Raw genomic sequence first — 24,874 nt, 5'->3', positions numbered from 1 at the left:
ATCGCCACCCCCGTAGTGTGGTTGCCTGTCAACGACCGACATCCCGAAAGGCCAGACATGCCCGGCATCCACTCCGACATCACGACCGCGTTCGGCAACACGCCGCTGGTCAAGCTCAACCGGATCGCGGAGGGCGTCGACGCCCAGATCCTCGCCAAGCTCGAGTTCTACAACCCCGCGTCCAGCGTGAAGGACCGTCTCGGCATCGCGATCGTGGACGCGGCGGAGGCGTCAGGCGAGCTCAAGCCGGGCGGCACCATCGTCGAGGCGACCAGCGGCAACACCGGCATCGCCCTGGCCATGGTCGGTGCGGCGCGCGGCTACAAGGTCATCCTGACGATGCCCGCGTCGATGTCGAAGGAGCGCCGCCTGCTGCTGAAGGCCTTCGGAGCCGAGCTCGTGCTGACCGACCCGACCAAGGGCATGGCTTTCGCCGTCGGCGAGGCGGAGGAGATCGCCGCGCGGACCCCGGGCGCCGTGCTGGCCAAGCAGTTCGCAAACGAGGCGAACCCCGCGATCCACCGCAAGACCACCGCCGAGGAGATCCTCCGCGACACGGACGGCAAGGTCGACTACTTCGTCGCCGGCATCGGCACCGGCGGGACGATCACCGGTGTCGGACAGGTGCTCAAGGAGCGCGTCCCCGGTGTGAAGGTCGTGGCCGTCGAGCCCAAGGATTCGCCGCTGCTGACCGAGGGCCACCCCGGGCCGCACAAGATCCAGGGCATCGGGCCGAACTTCGTCCCGTCCATCCTCGACCGGGACGTCATCGACGAGGTCATCGACGTCGAGTTCGATGACGCGATCCGCGTCGCGCGGGAGACCGCCACCTCGGACGGCATCCTCGTGGGCATGTCCAGCGGCGCGGCCATCTGGGCAGCGCTCGAGATCGCCAAGCGCCCGGAGGCGGCAGGCAAGAACATCGTCGTCATCATTCCCTCGTTCGGTGAGCGCTACCTCTCGACCGCGCTGTACGAGCACCTGCGCGAAGACTGACGTGGGCGCCTGGGCACGGATCAGAGAAGACCTCGCAGCCGCGAAGCTGCGCGACCCGGCGGCGCGCAGCGCCGTCGAGATCGCGCTGCTGTACCCGGGGCTGCACGCGATCTGGGCTCATCGCTGCACGCACTGGCTGTGGACGCACCGCCTGCGCCTCCTGGCGCGGGCGGGCTCCCAGCTGAGCCGGTGGCTCACCGGCGTCGAGATCCACCCCGGCGCCGTGATCGGGCGCCGGTTCTTCATCGACCACGGCATGGGCGTGGTCATCGGTGAGACCGCCGAGGTGGGTGACGACGTGATGCTCTATCACGGGGTCACCCTCGGCGGCCGGACGCGCGACGGCGGCAAGCGCCACCCCACGATCGGCGACGGCGTCGCGATCGGGGCGGGCGCGAAGGTGCTCGGTCCCATCACGATCGGCGCAGGCTCGGTCATCGGCGCGAACGCGGTCGTCACGAAGGACGCCCCCGCGGACAGCATCCTGGTCGGAGTGCCCGCGAAGCCCCGCGCACGGCGCGAAGGCATCGACACCCGGGCGCTGCTCACCGCGCCCGAGTACTTCATCTGACGTGCCGCCGCGCCGATCGGCAGCGGGTCTCGTCAGGCGCCGCTGCGGCGCTCGTCGACCTTCTTCTTGATGAAGATCATCGGCAGCAGCAGCGTCGCCAGCGCGGTCACCAGCCACACGATCACCGGCGCGAGGATCCAGGTGAGCAGGTACGGCTCGCCGATCGTGAGGCCCGCGCCCGGGATGAGCACGACGATCACCAGGGCGATCAGGGTCGAGAAGATGCCGATGCCGCCCAGCAGCGCCGGCGCGTTGCGCCTGGCCACGCTGGCGATCCACGGCGTCAGAACGCTCTGCAGCACGGCGAAGATCACGATGGCGAGGAGGAACCCCCACGCGTCGCTCCAGTCGATCCGGAAGCCGGGCAGGATCCAGTCGGCCACGATGAGTCCCACCGCTGCGGAGGCGAGGAAGATCAGTGCGCGGATGAGGAACATGATCATGGCGCGAGCCTAGCGGCGCCGAGTGCCGCCGCGGCCGCGCCGTGCGGGCGGCGTCCGGAACGTCAGTCGCCGGCGAGGGCGGCCAGTCGCTCCTCCTCGTCCGCGGCGATGCACGACTCGATCACGGGGGCGAGCGCCCCGTCCATCACCTGGTCGAGGTTGTAGGCCTTGTATCCGGTCCGGTGATCGGCGATGCGGTTCTCCGGGAAGTTGTACGTGCGGATCCGCTCCGAACGGTCCATCCCGCGGATCTGCGACCTGCGCGCGTCGCTGGCCGCAGCATCCCGCTCCTCCTGCTGCTTGGCGAGCAGGCGGGCGCGCAGCACGCGCATCCCGGCCTCGCGGTTCTGCAGCTGCGACTTCTCGTTCTGCATCGAGACGACGATGCCCGTGGGCACGTGGGTGATGCGCACGGCCGAGTCGGTCGTGTTCACCGACTGCCCGCCGGGCCCGGACGAGCGGAAGACGTCGATCTTCAGGTCGTTCTGATTGATCTCGACCTCGTCCGGCTCGTCGACCTCGGGGAAGACGAGGACGCCGGTGGTCGACGTGTGGATGCGCCCCTGCGACTCGGTCGCCGGCACCCGCTGGACGCGGTGCACGCCACCCTCGTACTTCAGGTGCGCCCAGACGCCCTGCGCGGGATCGGAGGACGAGCCCTTGATCGCCACCTGGACGTCCTTGTAGCCGCCCAGGTCGGACTCGGTGCGCTCGAGGAGCTCGGTCTTCCAGCCCTTGGAGGCGGCGTACTGCAGGTACATGCGCAGCAGGTCGGCGGCGAACAGCGCGCTCTCCGCACCGCCCTCACCCCCCTTGATCTCCATGATCACGTCGCGGGCGTCGTCCGGATCGCGCGGGATGAGCAGGCGCCGCAGGCGCTCCTGAGCGGAGGCGACCTTCTCCTCGAGGGCCGGCACCTCCTCGGCGAAGGCGTCGTCTTCACGGGCCAGTTCGCGCGCGGCGGCCAGGTCGTCGGATGCGGCCAGCCACCCGTCGTGCGCTGCCACGATCCGGCTGAGCTCGGCATAGCGGCGGTTGACCCGCTTGGCACGACCGGCGTCGGCGTGCACCGCGGGGTCGCTCAGCTCCTCCTGGACCGCCTTGTGCTCGTCGAGGAGCGCCTTGACGGACTCGAACATGGCGGGCTCAGACACGGTGCGGACTCCCCCGCCCGATCAGCGGATGCTGTTCTCGTGCCCGTGGCTGTGGCCGTTGCCGTCGCGCGCCGGCGCCGGGATCGACTTCTGCATCTGCACGAGGAACTCGACGTTGGACTGCGTCTCCTTGAGCTTGCCCAGCACGACCTCGAGAGCCTGCTGCTGGTCGAGGCCGGCAAGGGCGCGACGCAGCTTCCAGGTGATCTTCACCTCGTCGTTCGAGAGCAGCATCTCCTCGCGGCGGGTGCTCGACGCGTTGACGTCGACGGCCGGGAAGATGCGCTTGTCGGCGAGCGAGCGGCTCAGGCGCAGCTCGCTGTTGCCGGTGCCCTTGAACTCCTCGAAGATGACCTCGTCCATCTTGGAGCCGGTCTCGACGAGCGCGGTCGCGAGGATCGTGAGCGATCCGCCGTTCTCGATGTTGCGCGCGGCGCCGAAGAAGCGCTTCGGCGGGTACAGCGCGGAGGCGTCGACGCCGCCGGAGAGCACGCGACCGGAGGTGGGCGCCGAGATGTTGTAGGCGCGACCCAGGCGGGTGATCGAATCGAGCAGCACGACGACGTCGCGGCCGAGCTCGACGAGGCGCTTGGCGCGCTCGATGGCCAGCTCGGCGACCGTGGTGTGGTCTTCGGCCGGACGGTCGAAGGTCGAGGCGATGACCTCGCCCTTCACCGTGCGCTGCATGTCGGTGACCTCTTCCGGACGCTCGTCGACGAGCACGACCATGAGGTGGACCTCGGGGTTGTTCGTCGCGATCGCGTTGGCGATCTGCTGCAGCACGATCGTCTTGCCCGCCTTGGGCGGCGCGACGATGAGGCCGCGCTGGCCCTTGCCGATCGGGGCGACCAGGTCGATGATGCGCTGGGTCAGCTTCTCGGGCGCGGTCTCCAGGCGCAGGCGCTCCTGGGGGTACAGCGGCGTGAGCTTGCCGAATTCGACGCGGTTGGCGGCGTCCTCGACGGACAGGCCGTTGATGGCGTCGACCTTGACCAGCGCGTTGTACTTCTGACGGCTGGACTGCTCCCCCTCGCGGGGCTGCTTGATCGCGCCGACGACGGCGTCGCCCTTGCGCAGGTTGTACTTCTTCACCTGGCCGAGCGAGACGTAGACGTCGCTCGTGCCGGGGAGGTAGCCCGCCGTGCGGACGAAGGCGTAGTTGTCGAGGACGTCGAGGATGCCCGCGATCGGGATGAGGACGTCGTCCTCGCCGATCTCGGTCTCGAACTCGTCCGCGCCACCCTGGCCGCGGCGCTTGGTGTTGTTGCGCTGGTTGCGGGGATTGCGGCCGCCACGGCCCGACTCGTCGTCGTCGGCCGTCGCGGGCTGCTCCTGAGCGGCCTGACCGCCGGTGTTCTGGCCGCCGGCGTTCTGGCCGCCCTGAGCGGGCTGGCCGTTCTGGCCGCCCTGGGAGCCGTTGCGGTTGCGGTTGCGGCTCCGGCTGCGGCTGCGCGAGCGCGACGGGGTCTCGTCGCCGGCCTCGGCAGGAGCGTCGCCCTCGGCGGTCTGCTCTGCGGCCTCGGCGGCGGTGTCGCCGTCGGTCGCCTGCGCGGGCTGCTCGGCGGGAGCGGCGTCGGCGGGGGCGGTGTCGGCGGGCGCCTCGTCAGCGGGCGCGGCGGTCTCGGTCGCGTCGGCGTCGGCCGGAGCGGCGGTCTTGGCGCGGCGAGCGGGGCGCTTGGCGCGGGGCGCGGTGGCGGCGGGCGCCTCGTCCGCGGGGCCGGCCTCGGCCGCCGGCGCGGCGACGGCGGCGTCGACCTCGGCGGCGTCGATCAGCGCGGCGGGGTTCTCCGCGGCGTCGGTCTCGACCGGGGTCGCGGTGGCGGCGGTCGCGCTCTTGGCACGGCGCGGCGCGCGCTTGGCCTTCGCCGGCGCCTCGACAGGCGCGGCCTCGGCCGGAGTGTCGGTGCCGGGCGTCTCGGCGTCGGTCGCGGGGGCGACCTCGGCTGCAGCCTCGGTGGTGGTGGAAGCCGTGTTCTCGGCGACGGGCGCGTCGGTGCGCTCCTCGGCCGGGACGTCGGCGGTGTGGATCTCGGAGATGGACTCCACGAGTGCTCCCTCATGAAACGGAAATGGATGTACAGAACCGCAGATGCCGCGCAGGGCAGGAGACTGCCCTGGCCGCCTTTCGACGTGCTGCGCTGCCTGTCGGCTGCTCAGCGCTCGACGAGCGCGGGGGCTGTGCGGGGGTTTCGCAGATTTGCGACGGAGGCCAGATTCACGGGTTCACGTGGAATCCTCCGCGTACTCCTTCACTGTACCACCCTTGAAGTCGACGGCCGGCATGCGCGTCTCCCACGGGGTGTCTGTGGCGGTGTCCGCGATGGCGGCTGCTTCGAGGCGCCGACCGGGGCCGTCGGCGAGCACGAGGACGCTCGGTCCCGCCCCCGAAACGACCGCGGCGAAGCCCGCCGCGCGCAGCGCCCTGACCAGCTTGTCGGTCTCGGGCATGGCCTGTGCGCGGTAGTTCTGATGCAGCTTGTCTTCGGTGGCGGCCAGCAGCAGCTCCGGGCTCTGCGTCAGGGCCGCGATCAGCAGCGCCGATCGCGAGACGTTGAAGACGGCATCCTCCCGCGGCACCTGCAGGGGCTGCAGGCTGCGGGCCAGCGTGGTCGACATCGTGAAGCCCGGCACGAACACGAGGGGCGAGACGCCGCGGTGGACCAGCAGCTTCTTGTGCTGCGGGCCGTTCTCGTCGACCCACGCGATGGTGAGTCCGCCGAAGAGGGCGGGCGCGACGTTGTCGGGGTGCCCTTCCATCTCGGTCGCGAGGCGCAGCAGCGTGTCGTCGCCGATCTCGACGTCGCCGGCCAGCAGGCCCTTGGCGGCGAGGAGCCCCGAGACGACGGCGGCGCCGGACGAGCCGAGTCCTCGTCCGTGCGGGATGACGTTGTGCGCCTCGAGCCGGAGACCCGGCAGGGGGCGCGCCACGGCCTCGAAGGCGTAGGCGATGGCACGCACGACCAGGTTGGAGGCGTCGCGCGGCACGTCCGCGGCACCCTCGCCCTGCACGTCGACCTCGAGCTCGCCGGCCGGCAGCGCCGTCACGACGAGCTCGTCGTAGACGCTGAGGGCGAGGCCGAGCGTGTCGAAGCCCGGGCCGAGGTTGGCGCTGGTCGCCGGAACGCGCACGACCACGCGACGGCCGGCGGCCGTCGCGGAGCCGCGCGCGTCGAGTGGGCTCACGCGGTGGCCTCCACCGGCGCCAGGCCGAGCACGGAGGCCACGTCGGAGGTGGTCGCGTCGACGACCGTGGGCTCGACCTGCGAGCCGTCGGCGTTGCGCAGGGCCCACTGCGGGTCCTTCAGGCCGTGGCCGGTGACCGTGAGCACGACGCGCGCGCCCTGGGGCACGACGCCGGACTCCACACGGTCGAGCAGGCCGGCGACGCTGATCGCCGACGCGGGCTCGACGAAGATGCCGACCTCGGCGGCGAGCAGCTTCTGCGCGGCGAGGATGCGGGCGTCGTCGATCGCGCCGAACCAGCCGTCCGTGGCCGCGCGCGCCTCCAGGGCGAGCTCCCACGACGCGGGGTTGCCGATGCGGATGGCGCTGGCCACCGTCTCGGGGTTCTTCACGACCTCGCCGCGGACGAGCGGCGCAGAGCCCTCGGCCTGGAACCCGAACATGCGCGGCACGCGGGTGGCGACGCCGCGGTCGGCCTCCTCGCGGTAGCCGCGGGAGTAGGCGGTGTAGTTGCCCGCGTTGCCGACGGGGATGAAGTGGAAGTCGGGCGCGTCGCCGAGCACCTCGACGACCTCGTAGGCCGCCGTCTTCTGACCCTCGATGCGGTCGGGGTTCACGGAGTTGACCAGGTGCACCGGGTAGTGGTCGGCGAGCTCACGGGCGATCTCGAGGCAGTCGTCGAAGTTGCCGCGGATCTGGATCAGCTGACCGTTGTGCGCGACCGCCTGGCTGAGCTTGCCCATCGCGATCTTGCCCTCGGGCACGAGCACGGCGGCGGTGATGCCCGCGTGGGCCGCATAGGCGGCCGCGGATGCCGACGTGTTGCCGGTCGACGCGCAGATCACGGCCTTGGCGCCGTGCTCGACGGCGCGCGAGAGCGCGACCGTCATGCCGCGGTCCTTGAACGATCCGGTGGGGTTCATCCCCTCGAACTTGACCCAGACGTCGGTGCCGGTGCGCCGCGAGAGCGACGGGGCCGGCAGCAGCGGAGTGCCGCCCTCACCGAGGGTCACCACGGTCGAGGTGTCGGTCACACCGAGTCGATCGGCGTATTCGCGGAGGACTCCCCGCCAGACATGTGCCATTTTCATTCCCCTTCTACACGCAGCACGGAGACGACGCGCTCGACGACGCCGCTCGCCGCGAGACGGTCGACCGTCTCGCTGAGATCCTTTTCCAGGGCCCGGTGGGTCCCGATGACCAGGCGGGCGACGCCCGGCTGGCCGTTGGCTTCCGTCACGACGGTCTGCTCGACCGTGGCGATCGAGACGCGCCCCTCACTGAGGATGCCGGCGACGGTGGCGAGCACGCCCGGCTCGTCGTCGACCTCGAGGATGACCTGGTACCGGGTGGTGACCCGCCCGATCTCGACCACGGGCAGGTTCGCGCGGGTGGACTCCCCCACGCCGACGCCGCCGGCGATGTGGCGGCGGGCGGCAGAGACGACGTCGCCGAGGACGGCGGACGCGGTCTGCACCCCGCCTGCGCCCGCCCCGTAGAACATCAGGCTGCCCGCGGCCTCGGCCTCGACGAACACGGCGTTGTTCGCGCCGTGCACGCTGGCCAGGGGATGTGCGCGGGGCACGAGTGCCGGGTACACCCGCACCGAGATCGACTCCGCCCCGTCCTCGCCCGCGAGTCGTTCGCAGACGGCGAGGAGCTTGACCACGTAGCCCGCGTGGCGGGCAGCATCCATGATCGCCTTGTCGATCCGCGTGATGCCCTCGCGGTGAACCGCCTCGAGGGGCACGGAGGTGTGGAACGCGAGGCTCGCGAGGATCGCCGCCTTCTGCGCGGCGTCGTAGCCTTCGACGTCGGCGGTGGGGTCGGACTCGGCGTAGCCGAGCGCCTGCGCGTCGGCGAGCACGTCGTCGAACTCCGCACCCTCGCCGTCCATCCGGTCGAGGATGTAGTTGGTGGTGCCGTTGACGATGCCCATGATGCGCACCACACGGTCGCCGGCGAGCGAGTCGCGCAGCGGGCGGATGATCGGGATCGCACCGGCGGCGGCGGCCTCGTAGTAGACGGAGGCGCCGACCTGGTCGGCCGCGTCGAAGATCTCGGTGCCGTGGGTGGCCAGCAGCGCCTTGTTGCCCGTCACCACGTCCGCTCCGGAGTTGAGCGCCTGCAGGATGTGCGTGCGCGCCGGCTCGATGCCGCCGATCAGCTCGATCACGATGTCGGCGCCGACGATCAGGCTCTCGGCATCGGTCGTCAGCAGCTCGCGGGGAAGGTCGGTGTCGCGAGGCGCGTCGATGTCGCGCACGGCGATGCCGACCAGTTCCAGCCGGGCTTCGGCCCGATCGGCCAGTTCATCTGCGTGCTGCCGCATCAGCCCGGCGACCTGGGAGCCCACGGCTCCGGCCCCGAGCAGCGCGACGCGCAGGCGGCGATAGTCGGTCACTTGTTTCCTTCCGTCTCGGCGGCTCCGAGGTCGCGCGCGAGCAGATCGTCGATCGACTCGCCGCGCACGATGAGGCGCGCCTGTCCCCCGCGCACCGCCACGACGGGCGGCCGCGGGACGTAGTTGTAGTTCGAGGCCAGAGAGAAGCAGTACGCGCCCGTCGCGGGCACGGCGAGCAGGTCGCCGGGGGCGACGTCGCCCGGCAGGTACTCGTGGTCGACGACGATGTCGCCCGACTCGCAATGGCGCCCGACGACCCGCACGAGTGCCGGCTCCGCGTCGGAGGTGCGTGAGGCGATGCGGGCGGAGAACTGCGCGCCGTACAGCGCAGGGCGGGCATTGTCGCTCATGCCTCCGTCGACGCTCACGTAGAGCCGGGTGGCTTCCTCGCCGACGTGCACCTCCTTGGTGGTGCCCACCTCGTACAGGGTGACGCCGGCCTGGCCGACGATGGCCCGACCGGGTTCGAACGCGAGATGGGGAAGTCCGATGCCGCGCACCTCGCACTCGCGCGCGACCGCGTCGACGATGCCCGCGGCGAGGTCTTCGATCGGCGTGGGGTCGTCGGCGTTCGTGTAGGCGATCCCGAAGCCGCCCCCGAGGTTGAGCACCGGCACGTCGCCGCCCTCGAGCAGTTCGGCGTGCAGTTCGACCAGCCGCGCGGCGGACTCCTGGAAACCGGCGGTGCCGAAGATCTGCGATCCGATGTGGCAGTGCAGTCCGACGAAGCGCAGGCCGGGGAGCGAGCGGATGCGGGCGACCGCGTCGGGGGCGTCCTGCAGCGTGAAGCCGAACTTCTGGTCTTCGTGCGCGGTCGCGAGGAAGTCATGGGTCTCGGCGTGCACGCCGCTGTTGACCCGCACGAGGACGTCCTGCACCCCACCGCGTCGTGCCACGATGGCGGCGAGCCGCTCGAGCTCGATCGGGCTGTCGAGGACGATCGAGCCGATGCCCACCTCGACGGCGCGCTCGAGCTCGCGGACCGACTTGTTGCTGCCGTGGAACCCGAGGCGGGACGGGTCGGCGCCCGCGGCGATCGCGACGGCGAGCTCACCCTCGGTGCAGACGTCCACCGCCAGCCCCTCATCGGTCACCCAGCGCACCACCTCGGTGCACAGGAACGCCTTGCCCGCGTAGTACACGCGGACGTCGGCGCCGTGGGGCGCGATGGCCGTGCGGAAGGCGGCGAGGGTGCGGCGGGCGTGCGCGCGCACGTCATCTTCGTCGAGGACGTACAGCGGGGTGCCGAACTGCTCCTGGAGACGGGCGGCGGAGATGCCGCTGAGGCGCAGCATCCCGTGCTCGTCGCGGTCGGTCGATGCCGGCCAGATCTGCGGCGCCAGCTCGTTCGCGTCCGCGGGCAGGTCGAGCCACGCCGGGGCCAGAGCCTGGTCGGGTGTGGGGGCGGACACGGGTGGAACCAATCGGTGGATGCTTCGGCGCGTCGCCGGCCGGGACGGGCCCTGGTCCGGCGGATGCCGCGGCCGGTGGACCCACGCGCCGGGCAGTGGTAGCAGTCTAGGGCACCCGACGCGGGCGTCCCGTCTCGATGACGCTCACGCGCACGTGCCGTTCTCCTGCAGCGCGGGGTCGGTGATGATCGCGCCGTCGATGTCGACCAGGGCGATGATCTCGTCCCCGATGACCGACACCTCGGTGAGCGTGACACCCGCCGGAAGACTGTCCGCGATGCAGACGTGCCAGTCCTTCAGGAGGCGGTCGGCCACGCTGCCGAAGCGGCTCTCCAGATCGGCCGCGCTGATCTCGGCGGAGCCCAGGGTGAGCGACGCCGGCGTGAGCACGAGGTCTCCCTCTGCCGCGCTCGGCGTCAGCGCGATACCGAGCGGCACGGTCGCGCCGAAGAAGGTCAGCTCGGTCGCGGCGGTCACATTCGGCTCGTCGAGGCCGACGCTCTCGGCGGGGAAGCCGTCGATCGTGGAGAGCAGCGACTGCAGCTGGTCGACGTCCAGCGCGAGCGTGCCGTGGGCCTCGTCGGCGGGCGCGTCGCCGCGGATCGGGACGCCGCTCGCCTCGACGCTGATGTCGCCGGTGACCTGCCCGAGCGGCACGTCGTCCGAGACGATCGAGACCTCCGTGAGGGTCCCCGCGATGAGCTGCGGCAGCACCATCCCCTCGACCGTCACGTCGATCTGCTGGTCCTCGGGCAGCGACAGCTGCGTGATCACCTGGTCGCGGATCGTCTTCACGACGAGGTCGTGCGCGATCCGCTCGCCGATGAACCAGGCGGCGATGGCGAGCCCCACGACGATCACGACGCCGATGAGCCAGGCCCAGCCTGCCCGTGATCGGGACGTCGCCGCGTTCACCGCTACATCCGCTCCGGCGCGCTCACGCCCAGCAGGTCGAGCCCGTTGCGCAGCACCTGGCCGGTGGCGTCGTTCAGCCACAGGCGGGTGCGGTGCACCGGCTCGACGGGCGCGTCGCCGAGCGGGATGACCCGGCAGTTGTCGTACCAGCGGTGGTAGAGGCCCGCGAGCTCTTCGAGGTAGCGCGCGACCCGGTGCGGCTCGCGCACCTCGGCGGCGAAGCCGACGATGCGGGGGAACTCCTGCAGCGCACCCAGCAGCGCGGACTCGGTCTCGTGGTCGAGCAGCTCGGGCGCGAACTCCGACCGGTCGACGCCGGAGGCCTCGGCGTTGCGCGCCACGTTGTGCGTGCGCGCGTGGGCGTACTGCACATAGAAGACCGGGTTGTCGTTGGTGCGCTTGCGCAGGATCTCGGGGTCGAGCGTCAGGGGCGAGTCGGCGGGGTACCGCGCCAGCGAGTAGCGCAGGGCGTCGGTGCCGAGCCATTCGCGCAGGTCGTCGAGCTCGATGATGTTGCCCGCGCGCTTGCTCAGCCGCGCGCCGTTGATCGACACGAGCTGGCCGATCAGCACCTCGACGTCCTTCTCCGGGTCGTCGCCCGCCGCGCCGGCAAGCGCCTTCAGCCGGTGCACGTAGCCGTGGTGGTCGGCGCCGAGCAGATAGATCTTGTGCGCGAAGCCGCGGTCGCCCTTGTTCAAGTAGTACGCGGCGTCGGCGGCGAAGTACGTGTACTCGCCGTTGGAGCGGCGGATCACGCGGTCCTTGTCGTCGCCGAAGTCGGTGGTGCGCACCCAGACGGCGCCGTCGTCGTCGAAGACGTGGCCCTGGAGGCGCAGGCGGTCGACCGCCTCGTCGACCAGACTGGGCTCGCCGTTCTCGCCCTTCGCGTGCAGGATCCGCTCGCTGAAGAACACGTCGAAGTGCACGTTGAACTTCTCCAGCGAGTTCTGCAGCTCGCCGAGCTGGAACGCGTACGCCCTGTCGCGCGCCGCGACGAGCTGCGCGTCGTCGTCGAGGTCGAGCAGACCGGGCTCCGCGGCGATCACGCGCTGCGCGAGATCTCCGATGTACGCGCCGGCGTATCCGCCCTCCGGCGTCGGCTCGCCCTTGATGGCGGCGAGGATCGACCGCCCGAAGCGGTCCATCTGCGCACCGGCGTCGTTGATGTAGAACTCGCGCACGAGCGTGGCGCCGCTGGCGAGCAGCAGACGCGCCAGCGCATCGCCGAGCGCTGCCCAGCGGGTGTGTCCGATGTGCATCGGCCCGGTCGGGTTGGCGCTGACGAACTCGAGGTTGATCGTGTTGCCGCGCTGCGAGTCGTTCGTGCCGAACGCGGCGCCCGCGTCGACGATGGTCTTCGCGAGCGCACCGGCGGCGGCAGCATCCAGTCGGATGTTGATGAACCCGGGGCCGGCGACCTCGACGCTCGCGATGCCGTCGACCTCGGCGAGCGCCGTGGCGATCTCGGCCGCGAACTCACGCGGGTTCGCCCCGACCGCCTTGGCGAGCTTCAGCGCGGCGTTGGAGGCCCAGTCGCCGTGGTCCCGGTTCTTCGGACGATCCAGCGGCAGATCGGATGCGGTCAGCCCGTCCGTCGAGCCGGCGCGTCGCGCCTCAGCCAGAGGCGTGATGGCGGCGAGCAGGGCGTGGGCGAGGGCATCCGGATTCATAGCCCGTCAAGTCTACGGGCGGGTGGCTGTGCGCGAGATCGACGCGAGATGGCATCCCGACTCGCGGAGACTCCTGGCGATAAGGACGGGTCGGACCGCAGACCCTCCTGTCCTTATCCCCAGGAGTGCGGCCGAGGTGACCGACCGAGTCTTCAGGCGATCTGCACCAGCGCCAGGGGGTCGTCGGCATCGCTCGCGGCGTCGGCGAGGTCGGATGCCGCGTCCGGCATGACCCACGCATCCACGCGCATGCGCTGCAGACCGACGTGCCCGCCGTGGTAGCTCAGGAAGGCGCAGTCCGCGGCGTCGCGGCCGGTGGCGATGCGCACCAGCGAGCGCCGGTCGGCGAGGCGGGTCGCGTCGATCACGTACCAGGCCCCGTCGAAGTAGGCCTCCGCGACGGCGTGGAAGTCCATCGGCTGGAGCCCGGGCGCGTAGCAGGCGGCGTAGCGCGCCGGCATGTCCATGGCGCGCAGCAGCGCGATCACGACGTGCGCGTAGTCGCGGCAGACGCCTTGGCCGGTCATGAGTGTGGTGACGGCGCTGTCGGTGCCCTGGCTGAGACCGGGGGTATAGGTGGTGCTCGTGGCCACGAAGTCCGAGACCGCGGCGATGAGCTCGATGCCCGACAGTCCGCGGAACTGGCGGCGCGCCTGGCTGAACACCTCGTCGGACTGGCAGTACCGGCTCGGGCGCAGGTAGGTGATCGCCTCGAGGTCGCTCGTGCGGGTAGCCGGGGTCACGCCCTCGATGGTCGCCTCGTACCGCATCTGCACGCGACCGGCCTCGCCCGTGAGGCGGTGCAGGCGGGTGCCGGACTGGTCGACGATCTCGGTCGGGGTGTACACGCGGTCGCCCTGCGTGAAGGTCAGCGTCTCCGCGGAGACGGGCACATGCTGCGCTGTCGCGATCTGGAAGATGAGGTCGACGGAGGCCCCCAGTTCGAGGTCCAGTTCTGCGGTCACCACGCGTTGCACCGAAGTATCCTCGCATGCCGGAAGCCCCCGTTCTCACACCCCAGGATCAGGCTTCGCGCCGCCGGTTCGGCGGCGGCCGGATCGTGACGTACCCTCGTCGCATGACGACGCCCGATCGCCCCCGCACCGCGCGCCTGCGCTGGGTGTTCGCGGGGCTCGCGGTCGCCGTCATCGCGGTCGCCGTCGTGGCCGTCCAGCGACCGTGGGCCGTGCCCACCGAGCCGCTCGCGAACGCCGAGGATCGGGTGATCGCGGCCGCGCCGCTGTCGCTGCCCGAGGACGCGACGGTGCTCGTGTTCGGGGACTCGTGGACATACGGCTCGGCCGCCACCGTCCCGACGCTCGGGTACGCGTACCGCCTCGGCGGACTGCTCGGCTGGACCACCCTCGTCGACGGCGTCCGCGGCAGCGGATACCTCAAGCCGGGGATCGACGGTCCCGCCTTCGGCGAGCGCATCGCCGATCTCGATCCCACGCTCGACCCCGACCTCGTCATCGTGCAGGGGTCGATCAACGACCGCGTACGCTACCCCTCCGGATACGAGGATGCGGTGAACGCCGCGTGGGACGCGCTCGCGGACGTCTACCCCGCAGCATCCGTCGTCATCCTCGGCCCCGCTCCCCAGGTGCTGCCCGTCGAGGCGAACACCGCACGCATGGACAGCGACCTCGCCGCGCTCGCCGCCGCGCGCGGGTGGGCGTACATCTCCCCCATCCACGAGGAGTGGATCACGGCCGCGAACTACGCCGACGTCATCGACACGTCGGACTTCGGTCGCGACCATCCCTCCGACGCCGGGCACGCGTATCTGGCGGAGCGCCTGGCCGCCTCCCTCACCGCGCTCGTGGAGGTCGCGCCCGTCAGCGCCGGGGCGCCCGCCGACGCTCCCTGAGCGACAGGAACGCCCTCCGGGCGGTGATAACCTCGATCGGTACGCCTCCGTAGCTCAGGGGATAGAGCGTTGGTTTCCGGTACCAAAGGTCGCAGGTTCGATTCCTGTCGGGGGCACAGCAGGTACGACAAGAGATCGCGGGTCACCCGACCCGCGATCTCTTTTCGTCTCGCCGACCTCAGAGGTCGGAGAAGTCGTTCCCCGGGGTGGAGATGGCGGCGACCGCATCCGCCTCCATCTGCAGGACGATGAACAGGATCCCCACCTCGCCCGGGTTGACGAGCGACTCCGTGTCCGGCACCTCCTGGCGGCCGATCTGGAGGTACTCGGGGTCGTCGAACGGGTCGTCTGCGCCCGCGGCGAGTGCGTCCTCTCGACTGGACCCGACGGTGATCCCCTCCGGCGTGCGCACCGGGACGCCGCCGACCGTGGGGGCGACCACTCGGATCGAGGCGATGCTCTCGCTTTCCGTTCCGGCACCCCAGACGGTGACCGTCACCCCTGCCCAGTCGTACCTCGTGTCGTCGAAGACATAGCCGTCGGGGTCCTCGGGCTCGTACCCTTCCGGCATCGTGCCGGTGAGCTCCTCGAACACCGCGAGGACGCCGTCGACATCGTCGAAGTCGACGGTCCGCGTCTCGCCCTCGGCGACGAACGTCAGGTCGTCCATCGTCAGCACCACCTCGGACAGCGGGGTCGGCGTCGGGGTCGGAGTCGGTGTGGCGCTCGGCGTCTCGGCCGGCGGGGATGCAGACGTCGATGGCGCGGCACTGCCTGGGCTGCTCATGCACCCCGTGAGCAGGAGGGCGGCGACGATCGCCACCGGAGCGAGCCTTCGTGACCTCATGAGCGTGACACTATCGCGCGTCGACGCAGCAGGGCGGGACTCCTCCATCGCGGTGCGGTGGCACCGCGCGATGCGGCAGGGTGGAAGGCATGAGCCCGCGCCCGCCGATCGCCTGGTCCTGGCGGAACGCCGCGTACGGCGCAGTGCTCGCCCTCCCCGCCGCGGTGGTCTCACTCGCCGCGCCCTCCGCCGGGGTGGCACTCGCGGTCGGCGTGCTGCCCGCTGCCGCACTCGGCCTCCGCAGCACGCGTGCCGAGCGCCGTCTCGTGGTGCTCATCGGCGGTGTGGCGGGGCTCTCCCTGTTCATCGGGTCGCTCGTCGCGCCGTGGCCGGCGCTGGCCGTGCTCACGGTGTTCGCGCTGTGCGTCGGGGTCGCGCTCCTCACCGCGGACCCGGCGCGGCGCCTCGCACCGCTCGTGCTGATGCTCGGGCTCCCGCTGTTCGGCGCCGGGCTCTCCTCCTCGTCCTGGACCGGCGCGCTGTCCGGCGGACTCCTGATCCTCGCGGGCAGCGTCTACGCGTGGCTCGTCTCTCTCGCGTGGCCTCCGGCAGCATCCGTCGCCCGCCCGCCGCGGAGCGCGGCGCCACGCTCCGCGATGCTCGCCTACGGCGTGCAGATCGGTCTCGCCGGCGCCGTCGCTGCGGCCTGCGGCTTCGCCCTCGGCGTCGACCACCCAGGGTGGGCCTGCACCGCCGCGCTGCTGGTGAGCCGACCCGACCGCCGACAGCTCGACGCCCGCGGATGGGGACGCGCGTTCTCGGTCATCGGCGGCGCACTCGTGGCCTGCCTCATCGCCCTCGCGAATCCGAGCAATGCGGCCATCGCCGTGCTCGCCTTCGCCGTCATCGCGATCGGCACCGGCACCTCCGGCAGCCGCTGGTACGTCTTCCCGTTCTTCTCGACCGTGCTGGTGCTCTCGCTGCTGCTGCTCGACGACACCGAACCGGCGGCGCACTGGTTCCTCGAGCGGGTCGGGATGACGCTGCTCGGCATCGCGCTGGCGCTGCTCGCCGCGTGGGCGGTGCCCGCGGTCGCCCGGCGACACGCGGCCCGACCCGTTCCGCCTTCCTGAGCGCCACAGGGGGTGTTGGATTGCCCTCATGAGCGGATACTTCACGCCCGAGCGGCACGCCGCGACCCGCAGCCGGATCGGCGGGCCCGAGGCCTGGCTGGTCTGGGTGCTCGCGACGACCTTCGTGGTGTGGCTGTTCGCCATCCAGACCGGCTACGCCGTCGTGTCCCCGGAGATCCAGGACACGGCGGGGCTGACACTGGCTCAGATCGGGTTGGCCGCGTCGATCTACACCTGGGTGTTCGCGCTGGTGCAGTTCTTCTCCGGATCGCTCCTGGACCGCTTCGGCAGCCGTCCGCTGCTCGCGATCGCGGTCGCGATGGTGACGGTGGGTGCGTTCCTGTACGCCGGCACCACGACGTTCGCGACCCTCGCGCTCGCGCAGACCGTACTCGCCCTCGGCGCGTCGTTCGGCTTCGTGGGGGCCGGGTACATTGGCGGAAAGTGGTTCCCCGCGGCGCGGTACGGGCTGATGTTCGGGCTCGTGCAGGCAGCGGCGAGCCTCGGCTCCGCGATCGGGCAGCCGGTGATCCTCACCCTGCTCGATTCGCTGAGCTGGCAGCAGCTGCTGCTCGCCTTCGGCACGTTCGGCGTGATCCTCGCCGTGCTGTTCGTCGCCATCGTCCGCGATCCGACACTGCCCGACGCCGCGCCCCCGCCCCGCGGCAACGTCCTCGGCGAGATCCTCCGCGACCTGGGCGCCTGCTTCGCCAACCGCGACGTCGTGCTGTCGGCTGTCTTCGCCGGTGCCGCGTTCGGCACGATGCTCGCCGTCGGAACGCTCTGGGGGCCGCGGATCATGGAGGCCCGCGGTGCCTCGACCGACTTCGCGACGCTGCTCACCGCCCTCGCCTGGCTTGGCCTCGCCGTCGGCGCGCCTCTGGTGAACGTCGTCAGCGACCGCTGGCGCAGCCGGAAGGTGCCCGCTGTGGTGTGGCTCGCGCTGGAGGCAGCCGCCATCAGCCTGGTCATCTACCTGCCGACGGAGTCCAACGGCATCGCTGTGGCGCTCATGTTCGCAGTCGGGCTCTTCTCCGGCGTCCAGATGCTCGGATTCACCGTCGCGGGCGAGGCGATCGATGGCTCGCTGATCGGCAGCGCGTCGGCGGTCGTGAACGGTTTCTGCTTCCTCATCGGCGGCCTGCTCACCTCGATCCCCTCGAGCCTGATGCCCGCCGACCCCGCACTCGCGGACTATCAGGCGGCGCTGTGGCTGATGCCGGTCGTGCTCGTCATCGGCATCGTCGCGGCCTCCCTCCTGCGCCCCGCCGCCCGGTCGTGAATTGATTGCCCGGGCACCCCTCGGCCGATAGCCTCCGAACAGGAGAGAGATCGAGGAGCCCACGTCTGATGCCGTACTACCCCACTCCCGCCCACTCAGGAACGCATGCGATCCGGGGGCACATCGTCACCCTGACCGGCGACCCGTTCTTCCGCTCGGACGCCCTCGTCGAACACACCGACGGACTGATCGTGGTCGAGGGCGGGGTGGTCACCGCGGTGGGGCCGTACGCCGACCTCGCGCACACCCTCGCCGACGATGCGCACGTCGACCACTACCCCGACGGGATCATCACCTCGGGGTTCATCGACACGCACGTCCACTACGTGCAGACGGGCATCATCGCGGCGTTCGGTGCTCAGCTGATCGACTGGCTCAACACGTACACGTTCGTCGCAGAGCAGCGGTTCGCCGACAAGACGCATGCGGCGGCCGTCGCCTCCGTCTTCTTCGACCAGCTCCTCGCGAACGGCACGACCACGGCGCTCACCTTCTGCGCGGTCTACCCGGAGTCGGTCGACGCGTTCTTCGAGGAGGCGTCACGGCGCAACATGCGGATGGCGGGGGGCAAGGTCCTGATGGACCGCAACGCCCCCGACCACCTGCTGGACACCGCGCAGACCGGCTACGACGACTCGAAGGCGCTCATCGAGAAGTGGCACAGCGTCGGGCGGAACCACTACGCCGTCACCCCGCGGTTCGCGCCGACGAGCACGCAGGGACAGCTGGATGCTGCGGCCACCCTCCTCGCGGAGCACCCCACGACCCTGATGCACACGCACGTCAGCGAGAACCTCGGCGAGATCGCCTGGGTGCGCTCGCTGTTCCCCGAAGCCGACGGCTACCTGGACGTCTACGACCGCGCAGGGCTGCTGCGCCCGGGCGCCGTGCTCGCGCACGGCGTGCACCTGACCTCGCACGAGCGGCTGCGGGTGCATGAGACCGGGTCGGCGATCTCGCACTGCCCGACCTCGAACCTGTTCCTCGGCAGCGGGCTGTTCCACGTGCATCAGGCGAAGAACCACACCCACCCCGTGAAGGTGGGACTGGGCACGGACATCGGCGCAGGCACGAGCTTCTCGCTGCTGTCGACGATGAACGAGGCGTACAAGGTCGCGCAGCTCACGCAGTACCCGCTGGATGCGGTCAAGATGCTCTACCTCGCCACGCTCGCCGGCGCCGAGGCCCTCGGCCTGGAAGACCGGCTCGGGTCGATCGAGGTGGGCAAGGAGGCCGACTTCGTCGTGCTCGACACGAAGGCGACGCCGCTGCTGGAGTACCGCAGCGCGCAGGTCACCTCGCTCGAGGAGCAGCTGTTCGTCCTCGCCGTGATGGGCGACGACCGCGTCATCGAGACCACCTACATCGCCGGCGACGTCGCGTACTCCCGCGACGGCCACTGACCAGCGCTCCCCCCACAGGAAAGGCACTTCCATGTCGACAGGACACGCGGCGTACCACCACGGCGCACACAGATGGTTCACCGGCGAGCGCAAGCTCGGCGGCCCGGAGGCCTGGCTCATCTGGGTGCTCGCGACGATCTTCGTGGTCTGGCTGTTCGCCATCCAGACCGGCTACGCGGTCGTCTCGCCCGACATCCAGCAGACGGCCAGCCTCACGATCGCGCAGGTCGGGCTCGCCGCATCCATCTACACTTGGGTGTTCGCCCTGGTGCAGTTCTTCTCCGGCGCGCTGCTCGACCGCTTCGGGTCGCGGCCGCTCATGGCGATCGCCGTCGCCTTCGTCGCCGTCGGCGCGTTCCTCTACGCGGGGACGACGACCTTCGCGACCCTCGCGATCGCGCAGACGGTGCTCGCCATCGGGTCCTCCTTCGGCTTCGTCGGCGCGGGCTACCTCGGCGGCAAGTGGTTCGACGCCGCCAAGTACGGCCTGATGTTCGGACTCGTGCAGACGTTCGCGTCGCTCGGATCCGCCGTCGGGCAGCCGCTCATCCTCGCGGCGCTCGACCACATGTCGTGGCAGCAGCTGCTGGTCGCGTTCGGCGCGTTCGGCGTGCTGCTCGTCGTGCTGTTCGTCTTCTTCGTGCGCAACCCCGCACCCGAGGCCGGCCTGCCGGCGACCAAGCCGGAGGGCAACGTCTTCGGCGGCATCTTCCGCGACCTCGGCAAGTCGTTCGCGAACATCAAGGTCGTGCTCTCGTCACTGCTGGCCGGCGCCTCGTTCGGGGCGATGCTGGCGGTCGGCACCCTGTGGGGTCCGCGCATCATGGAGGCACGGGGCGCGGAGACCGACTTCGCGACGATCCTCACCGCCCTGGCGTGGCTCGGCCTGGCCGTCGGCGCACCGCTCGTCAACGTCGTCTCCGATCGCTGGCGCAGCCGGAAGTGGCCCGCCGTCGTCGGCCTGCTCCTGCAGGCGCTGGCGATCGCCCTGGTGATCTATCTGCCCGCGGAGGGCCAGGGCGCGGCCCTCGTGCTCATGTTCGCGATCGGGTTCTTCGCCGGCGCGCACATGCTCGGCTTCACCATCGCCGGCGAAGCCGTGCCGGGCAGCCTCATCGGCAGCGCGTCGGCGATCGTCAACGGCGTCTGCTTCATCATCGGCGGACTGCTCACCTCGATCCCGAGCGCACTGCTGCCGGACGACCCGGCCCTCGCCGACTTCCAGGCTGCGCTGTGGCTGCTGCCGGCCGTGGTGGTGGCGGGCGCCGTCGCTGCGGTGCTCATCCCGGAGAAGCGGACGGTCACGGCAACGGCCTAGCCCGCTGGTCACGAGCGCCCCTGGCGACGGCGAACGCCGGCCTCCAGGGGCGCTCGTCCGCTCGTAGGCCCGACTCAGGACGTGGCGGGCAGCACGACCCAGACGCGCGTCCCCCCGAGGGGCGAGTCCTCGATGCCGATCAGACCCCGGTGTGCCTCGACGATCCGCCGGCAGGTCGACAGGCCGATGCCGAGGCCGGGGACGCCGCCGGTCTGGCCGCGCTCCATCAGCTCGAACACCCGCTCCCGGTCGGCTGCGGGGATGCCTGGCCCGTTGTCGTCGACCGTCACCCGCCATCCGCCCGCGAGCTCGACCGCACCGATCGCGACACGGGGCACCACGCCGGCGGCCGAGCTGAACTTCACCGCGTTGGCGACGAGGTTCTGCAGCAGCACCCGCAGCAGGGTCGCATCCGCCGACACCTGGATCCCGGCGTCGACGTCGACCTCGGTGCCGCTCTGCACGAGCGCGGCGTCGAGGTCCTCCAGCACGGTGCGTGCGAGCTCGTCGAGCTGCACAGGCGTGTGGCGGACCTGCCCGCCGATGCGCGCGTAGTCGAGCAGGTCCGAGATCATCGAGTCCATCCGCGACGCCGCGGACTCGGCGCGCGCCAGGGCACGGGTCGCCTGGGGTGCGTCGGCGAGCTCCGGGCTGTCGGCGGCGAGCTCGATGAACCCGGTGAGCGCCGTGAGCGGATTGCGCAGGTCGTGGCTGATCTGGCCGGCGAAGGTGCGCAGCTGGTCGTTCGACTGGCCGAGTTCGCGGGTGATGCGTCGCAGCTCGAGCACGTCGACCACCTGGTGGGCGAGCAGATCGAGACCTCGGCTGTGCTGGGGGGTGAGATCGCCGGTCTCCTCGTCGAACACGCACAGGGTGCCGATGGCGACACCGGCGGGCGTGATCAGCGGACTCGAGGCGTAGAAGCGGACGTTGCCGATCTCACCGGTCACGAACGGGTTGTCGGCGAACCTCGCATCGGTGCGCGCATCGGAGACCACCACACGACGAGGGTCATCGAGCACCGCGGCGCACATGGAGTCCTCGCGTGCGCAGACCGACGGCTGGAACCCGACCGCGGCGACCTGATGCTGGGCGTGGTCGTCGATGATGTTGATGACCGCGGTCGGCACGTCGCACAGCGTTGCGGCGAGCTGCACCAGGCCCTCCAGGTCGGGCTCCGGCGGCCGGCCGATCAGTCCGTACTCCGCGATCGCGTCGCGGCGGGTGACGTCCTGCGCGGTGACGGCGCGCGGCTCTGCGGTGGGGGGCACGTCGTCAGGATAGCGATCAGGGCTGTCGGGAGCCTGCACGCTCATTCGTGTCCCACGAGCTTCAGTCCGACGACGCAGCCGACGAGACCGAGGATGAGCAGCATCCGCACGATCGAGAACGGCTCCTCTCCCGTGACCATCGCGTATCCGACGGTGAGGGCGGCGCCGATGCCGACCCACACCGCGTACGCGGTGCCGGTCGAGATGTCGCGCATGGCGAGCGCCAGCCCGCCCATGCTCAGCACCAGTGCGACGCCGAAAGTCACCGTCGGCCAGAGGCGGGTGAAACCGTCGGACTTGCCGAGCGCGGTCGCCCAGACGGCTTCGAGGATTCCGGACACGACCAGGATGACCCACGACATCAGACTCAGCTCCTTGGCCAGTCTTGTCGCTCACCGGGTACTGATCCGTCGTCCGGGGCCCTTCATCGGGTCCGCTGTCCACGGTACCCGCTTCACCTGGTCACCCCCTGTGCAGCGGCGTCTCGGGGTCAGACCAGGAAGAGGCCGTCGAGCAGCCCGGGGTTGTGGGCGTGCACCAGCACCAGGAACACCACGGCGTCGAAGAGCAGGTGCACCGTCACGACGTACGCCAGCGAACGGGTGCGCACGAAGATGTAGCCCTGGAGCAGGGCGAACGGGATGGTCAGCAGCGGCCCCCATGCCTGATAGCCCAGCTCCCACAGGAACGAGACGAAGACCACCGCCTGCAGCACGTTCGCCTGCCACATCGGGAAGTGCCGCCGCAGCAGCGCGAAGACGGTGCAGATGAAGAACAGCTCATCCCAGATGCCGACCGCCCCCACGCCGACGAACAGCCGCGCGATCAGCTCGGGGGTGTCGACGACGGGCCAGTTCAGGTACACGCCCGAGGTGATGAAGTAGAAGGGCAGGATGAGCCACCCGAGGACGAGGACCGCCACGAGCCACGCCCACTGGAAGCGGGTCCACCGTCCGCCCCCACGCCACGGGAATCGCGTCGCGTGGTCACGGTAGACATACCGCGAGATCAGGTACGGCACGGCCACGGCCCCGCCGAGTGCCGCCGCGAAGCGGACCATCGCCAGGTTGTCGAGCTCGGCCTTGAGCGGGATCGCGCTGACGATCAGCAGCCCCACGGCGATGAGCGACAGATCGCGGACCAGGCTCGGGGTCGCCGGCCGACGACGCTCGATGAGCCAGGCCAGGACCAGGGCTGCGGCTAGCAGCAGCCAGCCCACCCACGCCACCCGCAGCACGAAGAACGCCGGGGCGGCGAGGCACGCCAGCGCGGCGGGCAGGAGCGCGGCCGACCATGCAGGGAGGGTGACGGATTCTGGCGTCGACAGCCGGGCGCCGGGCATCTCAGCCCCGCGGCACGCGGCGGTACGCGAGGTCGCGGATCGCGCGGCCCTTCGCGATGCCCTTGCGCTCGAACGCCGTCATGGTGCGCCCCTCGAACCGGAGCGCCCAGTCGCCCTCGAATGCCCGCTCGAAGCCGTCGGCGGCATCGAGCACGTCGCGCATCTGCAGCGCGTAGTCCTCCCAGTCGGTCGCGAGGCGCAGCATCCCGCCGTCCGCCAGCGCCGCGGCCGCGATCGGCGGGAACTCGGGGGCCACGAGCCGCCGCTTCGTGTGCTTCTTCTTGTGCCACGGGTCGGGGAAGAACACCCACACCTCGGCGGCAGCGCCGGCGGGCAGCAGATGCTGCAGCACCTCGGGCGCGTTCGCCTCGACGAGCCGCAGATTCGTCGCGCCTGCCTTCTCCGCATCGAGCATGGTGCGGGCCAGGCCCGCGCGGAACACCTCGATCGCCAGGAAGTCCACGTCGGGACTCGTCGCGGCGGCGTGCACGATCGCGTGACCCTGGCCGGAGCCGATCTCCGCGATGAGCGGCGCGACGCGCCCCCAGACGGTGAGGGGATCGATCGCGGAGCCGGGGAGGATGCTGGTGGCCGCCGCATCCCTCGGCACGTCGATGACGTATCGCGGTGCGAGCTCGGCCCACGCCCGCTCCTGGCCATCGGACATCCGCCCGCTGCGGCGGACGAACGAGACGGGGCGGTCGCGGAAGCGACGCTCGGGCGTGGAGGCTTCGGTCACCGTCCCAGCGTACGCGGGGAGGTCGGCTACCCCTCGACCGTCACGAAGTCGATGAGCTCCTCGACCCGGCCGAGCAGCGACGGCTCCAGATCGCGATACGAGGTGACCCGCGCGAGGATCCGCTGCCATGCCCTGGCGAGGTCCGCCTGGGTGTCGGCGGGCCAGCCGAAGGCGCGGCACGTGCCCACCTTGATGTCGGTGCCGCGCGGCACGTGCGGCCACGCCTCGATGCCCATCGCCCGGGGTGTGACGCACTGCCACACGTCGATGTACGGATGCCCGACGATCTTGAGGTGACGGCCGTGGCGGCCGCGCAGGATCTGGTCGGCGATGCGCGACTCCTTCGAGCCCGCGACGAGGTGGTCGACGAGCACGCCGTCGCGACGCTCGGCCGACGGCGGCTCCTCGTCGAGCGCGGCCTCGAGCAGGTCGACGCCCTGCAGGTACTCCACGACGACGCCCTCCGCGCGCAGGTCGGCGCCCCAGACCTTCTCGACGAGCTCGGCGTCGTGCCGGCCCTCCACGAAGATGCGGCTGGCGCGGGCGACGCGGGCACGGGTGTCGGGTGCGGCGAACGAGCCGGAGGCGGTCCGCCGCGGGGATGCGGGCGCCGTCGGGGCCGGCGGGGTGAGCACGACGGCCTTCCCGTCGATCAGGAAGCCCCCGCCGAGCGGGAACAGGCGTCGGCGGCCCAGCCGGTCTTCGAGCTCGACCCGTCCTGAGGCCACGTCGACCACGGCGCCGCAGTAGCCGTCCTCGGCCACTTCCACCACGAGATCGCGGGATGCTGCCACGTGCGGCACCGCCGTGCGCGCGCGGTCGCGCCACCCGGCCGCCAGCACGTCGCCGCCGTATCGATCGTCCATCTGCACCCGGCCACCCTAGTCACCCGGCCGGCGTGCGCAGCGAAGCGACCCGCGTCCCGCGCCTCACGGGGTTCACTCAGGCGGCGCACTGTCCCCGCATGCGGCTACCTGCATA

General features: G+C 71.1%; 23 protein-coding genes, 1 tRNA gene and 1 riboswitch. Of the genes, 8 read left to right on the top strand and 16 right to left on the bottom strand.

The window, feature by feature from the left end:
* Nucleotides 1-57 precede the first annotated feature (57 nt).
* Together cysK and epsC are read left to right on the top strand one after the other, a co-directional pair.
* Nucleotides 58-996 (top strand): cysteine synthase A, encoded by a 939-nt coding sequence (gene cysK / locus Microterr_RS04055; protein ID WP_263795987.1) that lies wholly within the window; start codon nt 58-60, stop codon nt 994-996.
* Between the two features lies 1 nt (nt 997).
* Nucleotides 998-1,567 (top strand): serine O-acetyltransferase EpsC, encoded by a 570-nt coding sequence (gene epsC, locus Microterr_RS04050; protein WP_263795988.1) that lies wholly within the window; start codon nt 998-1,000, stop codon nt 1,565-1,567.
* Between the two features lie 32 nt (nt 1,568-1,599).
* On the opposite strand, the gene Microterr_RS04045 is transcribed toward epsC, so the two are convergent.
* The 10 genes from Microterr_RS04045 to Microterr_RS04000 form a co-directional block, all read right to left on the bottom strand.
* Nucleotides 1,600-2,010 carry a hypothetical protein gene (locus Microterr_RS04045; RefSeq protein ID WP_263795989.1) on the bottom strand — a complete coding sequence of 137 codons (411 nt, stop codon included), beginning with the start codon at nt 2,008-2,010 and terminating at the stop codon, nt 1,600-1,602.
* Nucleotides 2,011-2,072: 62 nt separating this feature from the next.
* On the bottom strand, nt 2,073-3,149 hold the full coding sequence (prfA, locus tag Microterr_RS04040; protein WP_263798836.1) for a peptide chain release factor 1: 1,077 nt from the start codon (nt 3,147-3,149) through the stop codon (nt 2,073-2,075).
* 36 nt (nt 3,150-3,185) lie between these two features.
* The gene (gene rho, locus Microterr_RS04035; RefSeq protein WP_281974252.1) at nt 3,186-5,210 is read right to left on the bottom strand and encodes a transcription termination factor Rho; all 2,025 of its coding nucleotides are present in this window, start codon (nt 5,208-5,210) and stop codon (nt 3,186-3,188) included.
* Between the two features lie 177 nt (nt 5,211-5,387).
* Nucleotides 5,388-6,347 carry a homoserine kinase gene (gene thrB, locus Microterr_RS04030; RefSeq protein ID WP_263795991.1) on the bottom strand — a complete coding sequence of 320 codons (960 nt, stop codon included), beginning with the start codon at nt 6,345-6,347 and terminating at the stop codon, nt 5,388-5,390.
* Nucleotides 6,344-7,432 (bottom strand): threonine synthase, encoded by a 1,089-nt coding sequence (gene thrC, locus Microterr_RS04025; RefSeq protein WP_263795992.1) that lies wholly within the window; start codon nt 7,430-7,432, stop codon nt 6,344-6,346. The genes thrB and thrC overlap by 4 nt, the downstream gene beginning before the upstream one ends.
* Nucleotides 7,433-7,434: 2 nt before the next feature.
* The gene (locus Microterr_RS04020) at nt 7,435-8,751 is read right to left on the bottom strand and encodes a homoserine dehydrogenase (RefSeq protein WP_263795994.1); all 1,317 of its coding nucleotides are present in this window, start codon (nt 8,749-8,751) and stop codon (nt 7,435-7,437) included.
* The gene (gene lysA, locus Microterr_RS04015; RefSeq protein ID WP_263795995.1) at nt 8,748-10,163 is read right to left on the bottom strand and encodes a diaminopimelate decarboxylase; all 1,416 of its coding nucleotides are present in this window, start codon (nt 10,161-10,163) and stop codon (nt 8,748-8,750) included. Before lysA ends, Microterr_RS04020 begins: the two co-directional genes overlap by 4 nt.
* A gap of 144 nt (nt 10,164-10,307) precedes the next feature.
* Entirely contained in the window at nt 10,308-11,078 is a 771-nt protein-coding gene (locus tag Microterr_RS04010) for an LmeA family phospholipid-binding protein (RefSeq protein ID WP_263795997.1), read from the bottom strand.
* 2 nt (nt 11,079-11,080) lie between these two features.
* On the bottom strand, nt 11,081-12,748 hold the full coding sequence (locus tag Microterr_RS04005) for an arginine--tRNA ligase (protein ID WP_263795998.1): 1,668 nt from the start codon (nt 12,746-12,748) through the stop codon (nt 11,081-11,083).
* 152 nt (nt 12,749-12,900) lie between these two features.
* Nucleotides 12,901-13,725 carry a transglutaminase-like domain-containing protein gene (locus Microterr_RS04000; RefSeq protein ID WP_263795999.1) on the bottom strand — a complete coding sequence of 275 codons (825 nt, stop codon included), beginning with the start codon at nt 13,723-13,725 and terminating at the stop codon, nt 12,901-12,903.
* 101 nt (nt 13,726-13,826) lie between these two features.
* On the opposite strand from Microterr_RS04000, the gene Microterr_RS03995 reads away from it, so the two are divergent.
* Nucleotides 13,827-14,618 (top strand): SGNH/GDSL hydrolase family protein, encoded by a 792-nt coding sequence (locus Microterr_RS03995; RefSeq protein ID WP_263796000.1) that lies wholly within the window; start codon nt 13,827-13,829, stop codon nt 14,616-14,618.
* Nucleotides 14,619-14,661: 43 nt separating this feature from the next.
* Nucleotides 14,662-14,734, top strand: a tRNA-Arg gene (locus Microterr_RS03990).
* 62 nt (nt 14,735-14,796) lie between these two features.
* On the opposite strand, the gene Microterr_RS03985 is transcribed toward Microterr_RS03990, so the two are convergent.
* Complete coding sequence (locus Microterr_RS03985; RefSeq protein ID WP_263796001.1) at nt 14,797-15,465, bottom strand: hypothetical protein; 669 nt, start codon at nt 15,463-15,465, stop codon at nt 14,797-14,799.
* An 89-nt stretch (nt 15,466-15,554) separates the two neighbouring features.
* Here Microterr_RS03985 and Microterr_RS03980 point away from each other — a divergent pair, with 89 nt between their 5' ends.
* From Microterr_RS03980 to Microterr_RS03965, 4 genes are all read left to right on the top strand, one after another.
* Entirely contained in the window at nt 15,555-16,538 is a 984-nt protein-coding gene (locus Microterr_RS03980; protein WP_263796003.1) for an FUSC family protein, read from the top strand.
* A gap of 28 nt (nt 16,539-16,566) precedes the next feature.
* Entirely contained in the window at nt 16,567-17,820 is a 1,254-nt protein-coding gene (locus Microterr_RS03975) for an MFS transporter (protein WP_263796005.1), read from the top strand.
* A 68-nt stretch (nt 17,821-17,888) separates the two neighbouring features.
* Entirely contained in the window at nt 17,889-19,223 is a 1,335-nt protein-coding gene (guaD, locus tag Microterr_RS03970) for a guanine deaminase (protein ID WP_263796006.1), read from the top strand.
* A 31-nt stretch (nt 19,224-19,254) separates the two neighbouring features.
* Complete coding sequence (locus Microterr_RS03965; RefSeq protein WP_263796007.1) at nt 19,255-20,541, top strand: MFS transporter; 1,287 nt, start codon at nt 19,255-19,257, stop codon at nt 20,539-20,541.
* Nucleotides 20,542-20,615: 74 nt separating this feature from the next.
* Here Microterr_RS03965 and Microterr_RS03960 read toward each other — a convergent pair whose 3' ends face one another.
* The 5 genes from Microterr_RS03960 to Microterr_RS03940 all read right to left on the bottom strand — a co-directional run bounded on the left by Microterr_RS03960 (nt 20,616) and on the right by Microterr_RS03940 (nt 24,759).
* Complete coding sequence (locus Microterr_RS03960) at nt 20,616-21,812, bottom strand: sensor histidine kinase (RefSeq protein ID WP_263796008.1); 1,197 nt, start codon at nt 21,810-21,812, stop codon at nt 20,616-20,618.
* 41 nt (nt 21,813-21,853) lie between these two features.
* On the bottom strand, nt 21,854-22,174 hold the full coding sequence (locus Microterr_RS03955; RefSeq protein ID WP_263796009.1) for a DMT family transporter: 321 nt from the start codon (nt 22,172-22,174) through the stop codon (nt 21,854-21,856).
* 12 nt (nt 22,175-22,186) lie between these two features.
* Nucleotides 22,187-22,249, bottom strand: a riboswitch (guanidine-III (ykkC-III) riboswitch).
* Nucleotides 22,250-22,302: 53 nt separating this feature from the next.
* On the bottom strand, nt 22,303-23,154 hold the full coding sequence (locus Microterr_RS03950) for a CPBP family intramembrane glutamic endopeptidase (RefSeq protein WP_263796010.1): 852 nt from the start codon (nt 23,152-23,154) through the stop codon (nt 22,303-22,305).
* Nucleotide 23,155: 1 nt separating this feature from the next.
* Nucleotides 23,156-23,821, bottom strand: a complete 666-nt coding sequence (trmB, locus tag Microterr_RS03945) for a tRNA (guanosine(46)-N7)-methyltransferase TrmB (RefSeq protein ID WP_263798837.1) — start codon at nt 23,819-23,821, stop codon at nt 23,156-23,158.
* A gap of 98 nt (nt 23,822-23,919) precedes the next feature.
* Nucleotides 23,920-24,759 (bottom strand): DUF3097 domain-containing protein, encoded by an 840-nt coding sequence (locus tag Microterr_RS03940; protein ID WP_263798838.1) that lies wholly within the window; start codon nt 24,757-24,759, stop codon nt 23,920-23,922.
* Between the last annotated feature and the right edge of the window lie 115 nt (nt 24,760-24,874).

It is taken from the genome of Microbacterium terricola (assembly GCF_027943945.1).
GTDB lineage: Bacteria > Actinomycetota > Actinomycetes > Actinomycetales > Microbacteriaceae > Microbacterium > Microbacterium terricola.
The sequence above is the reverse complement of the archived record's forward strand: the minus strand, read 5'-3'. Positions and strand labels throughout refer to the sequence as shown.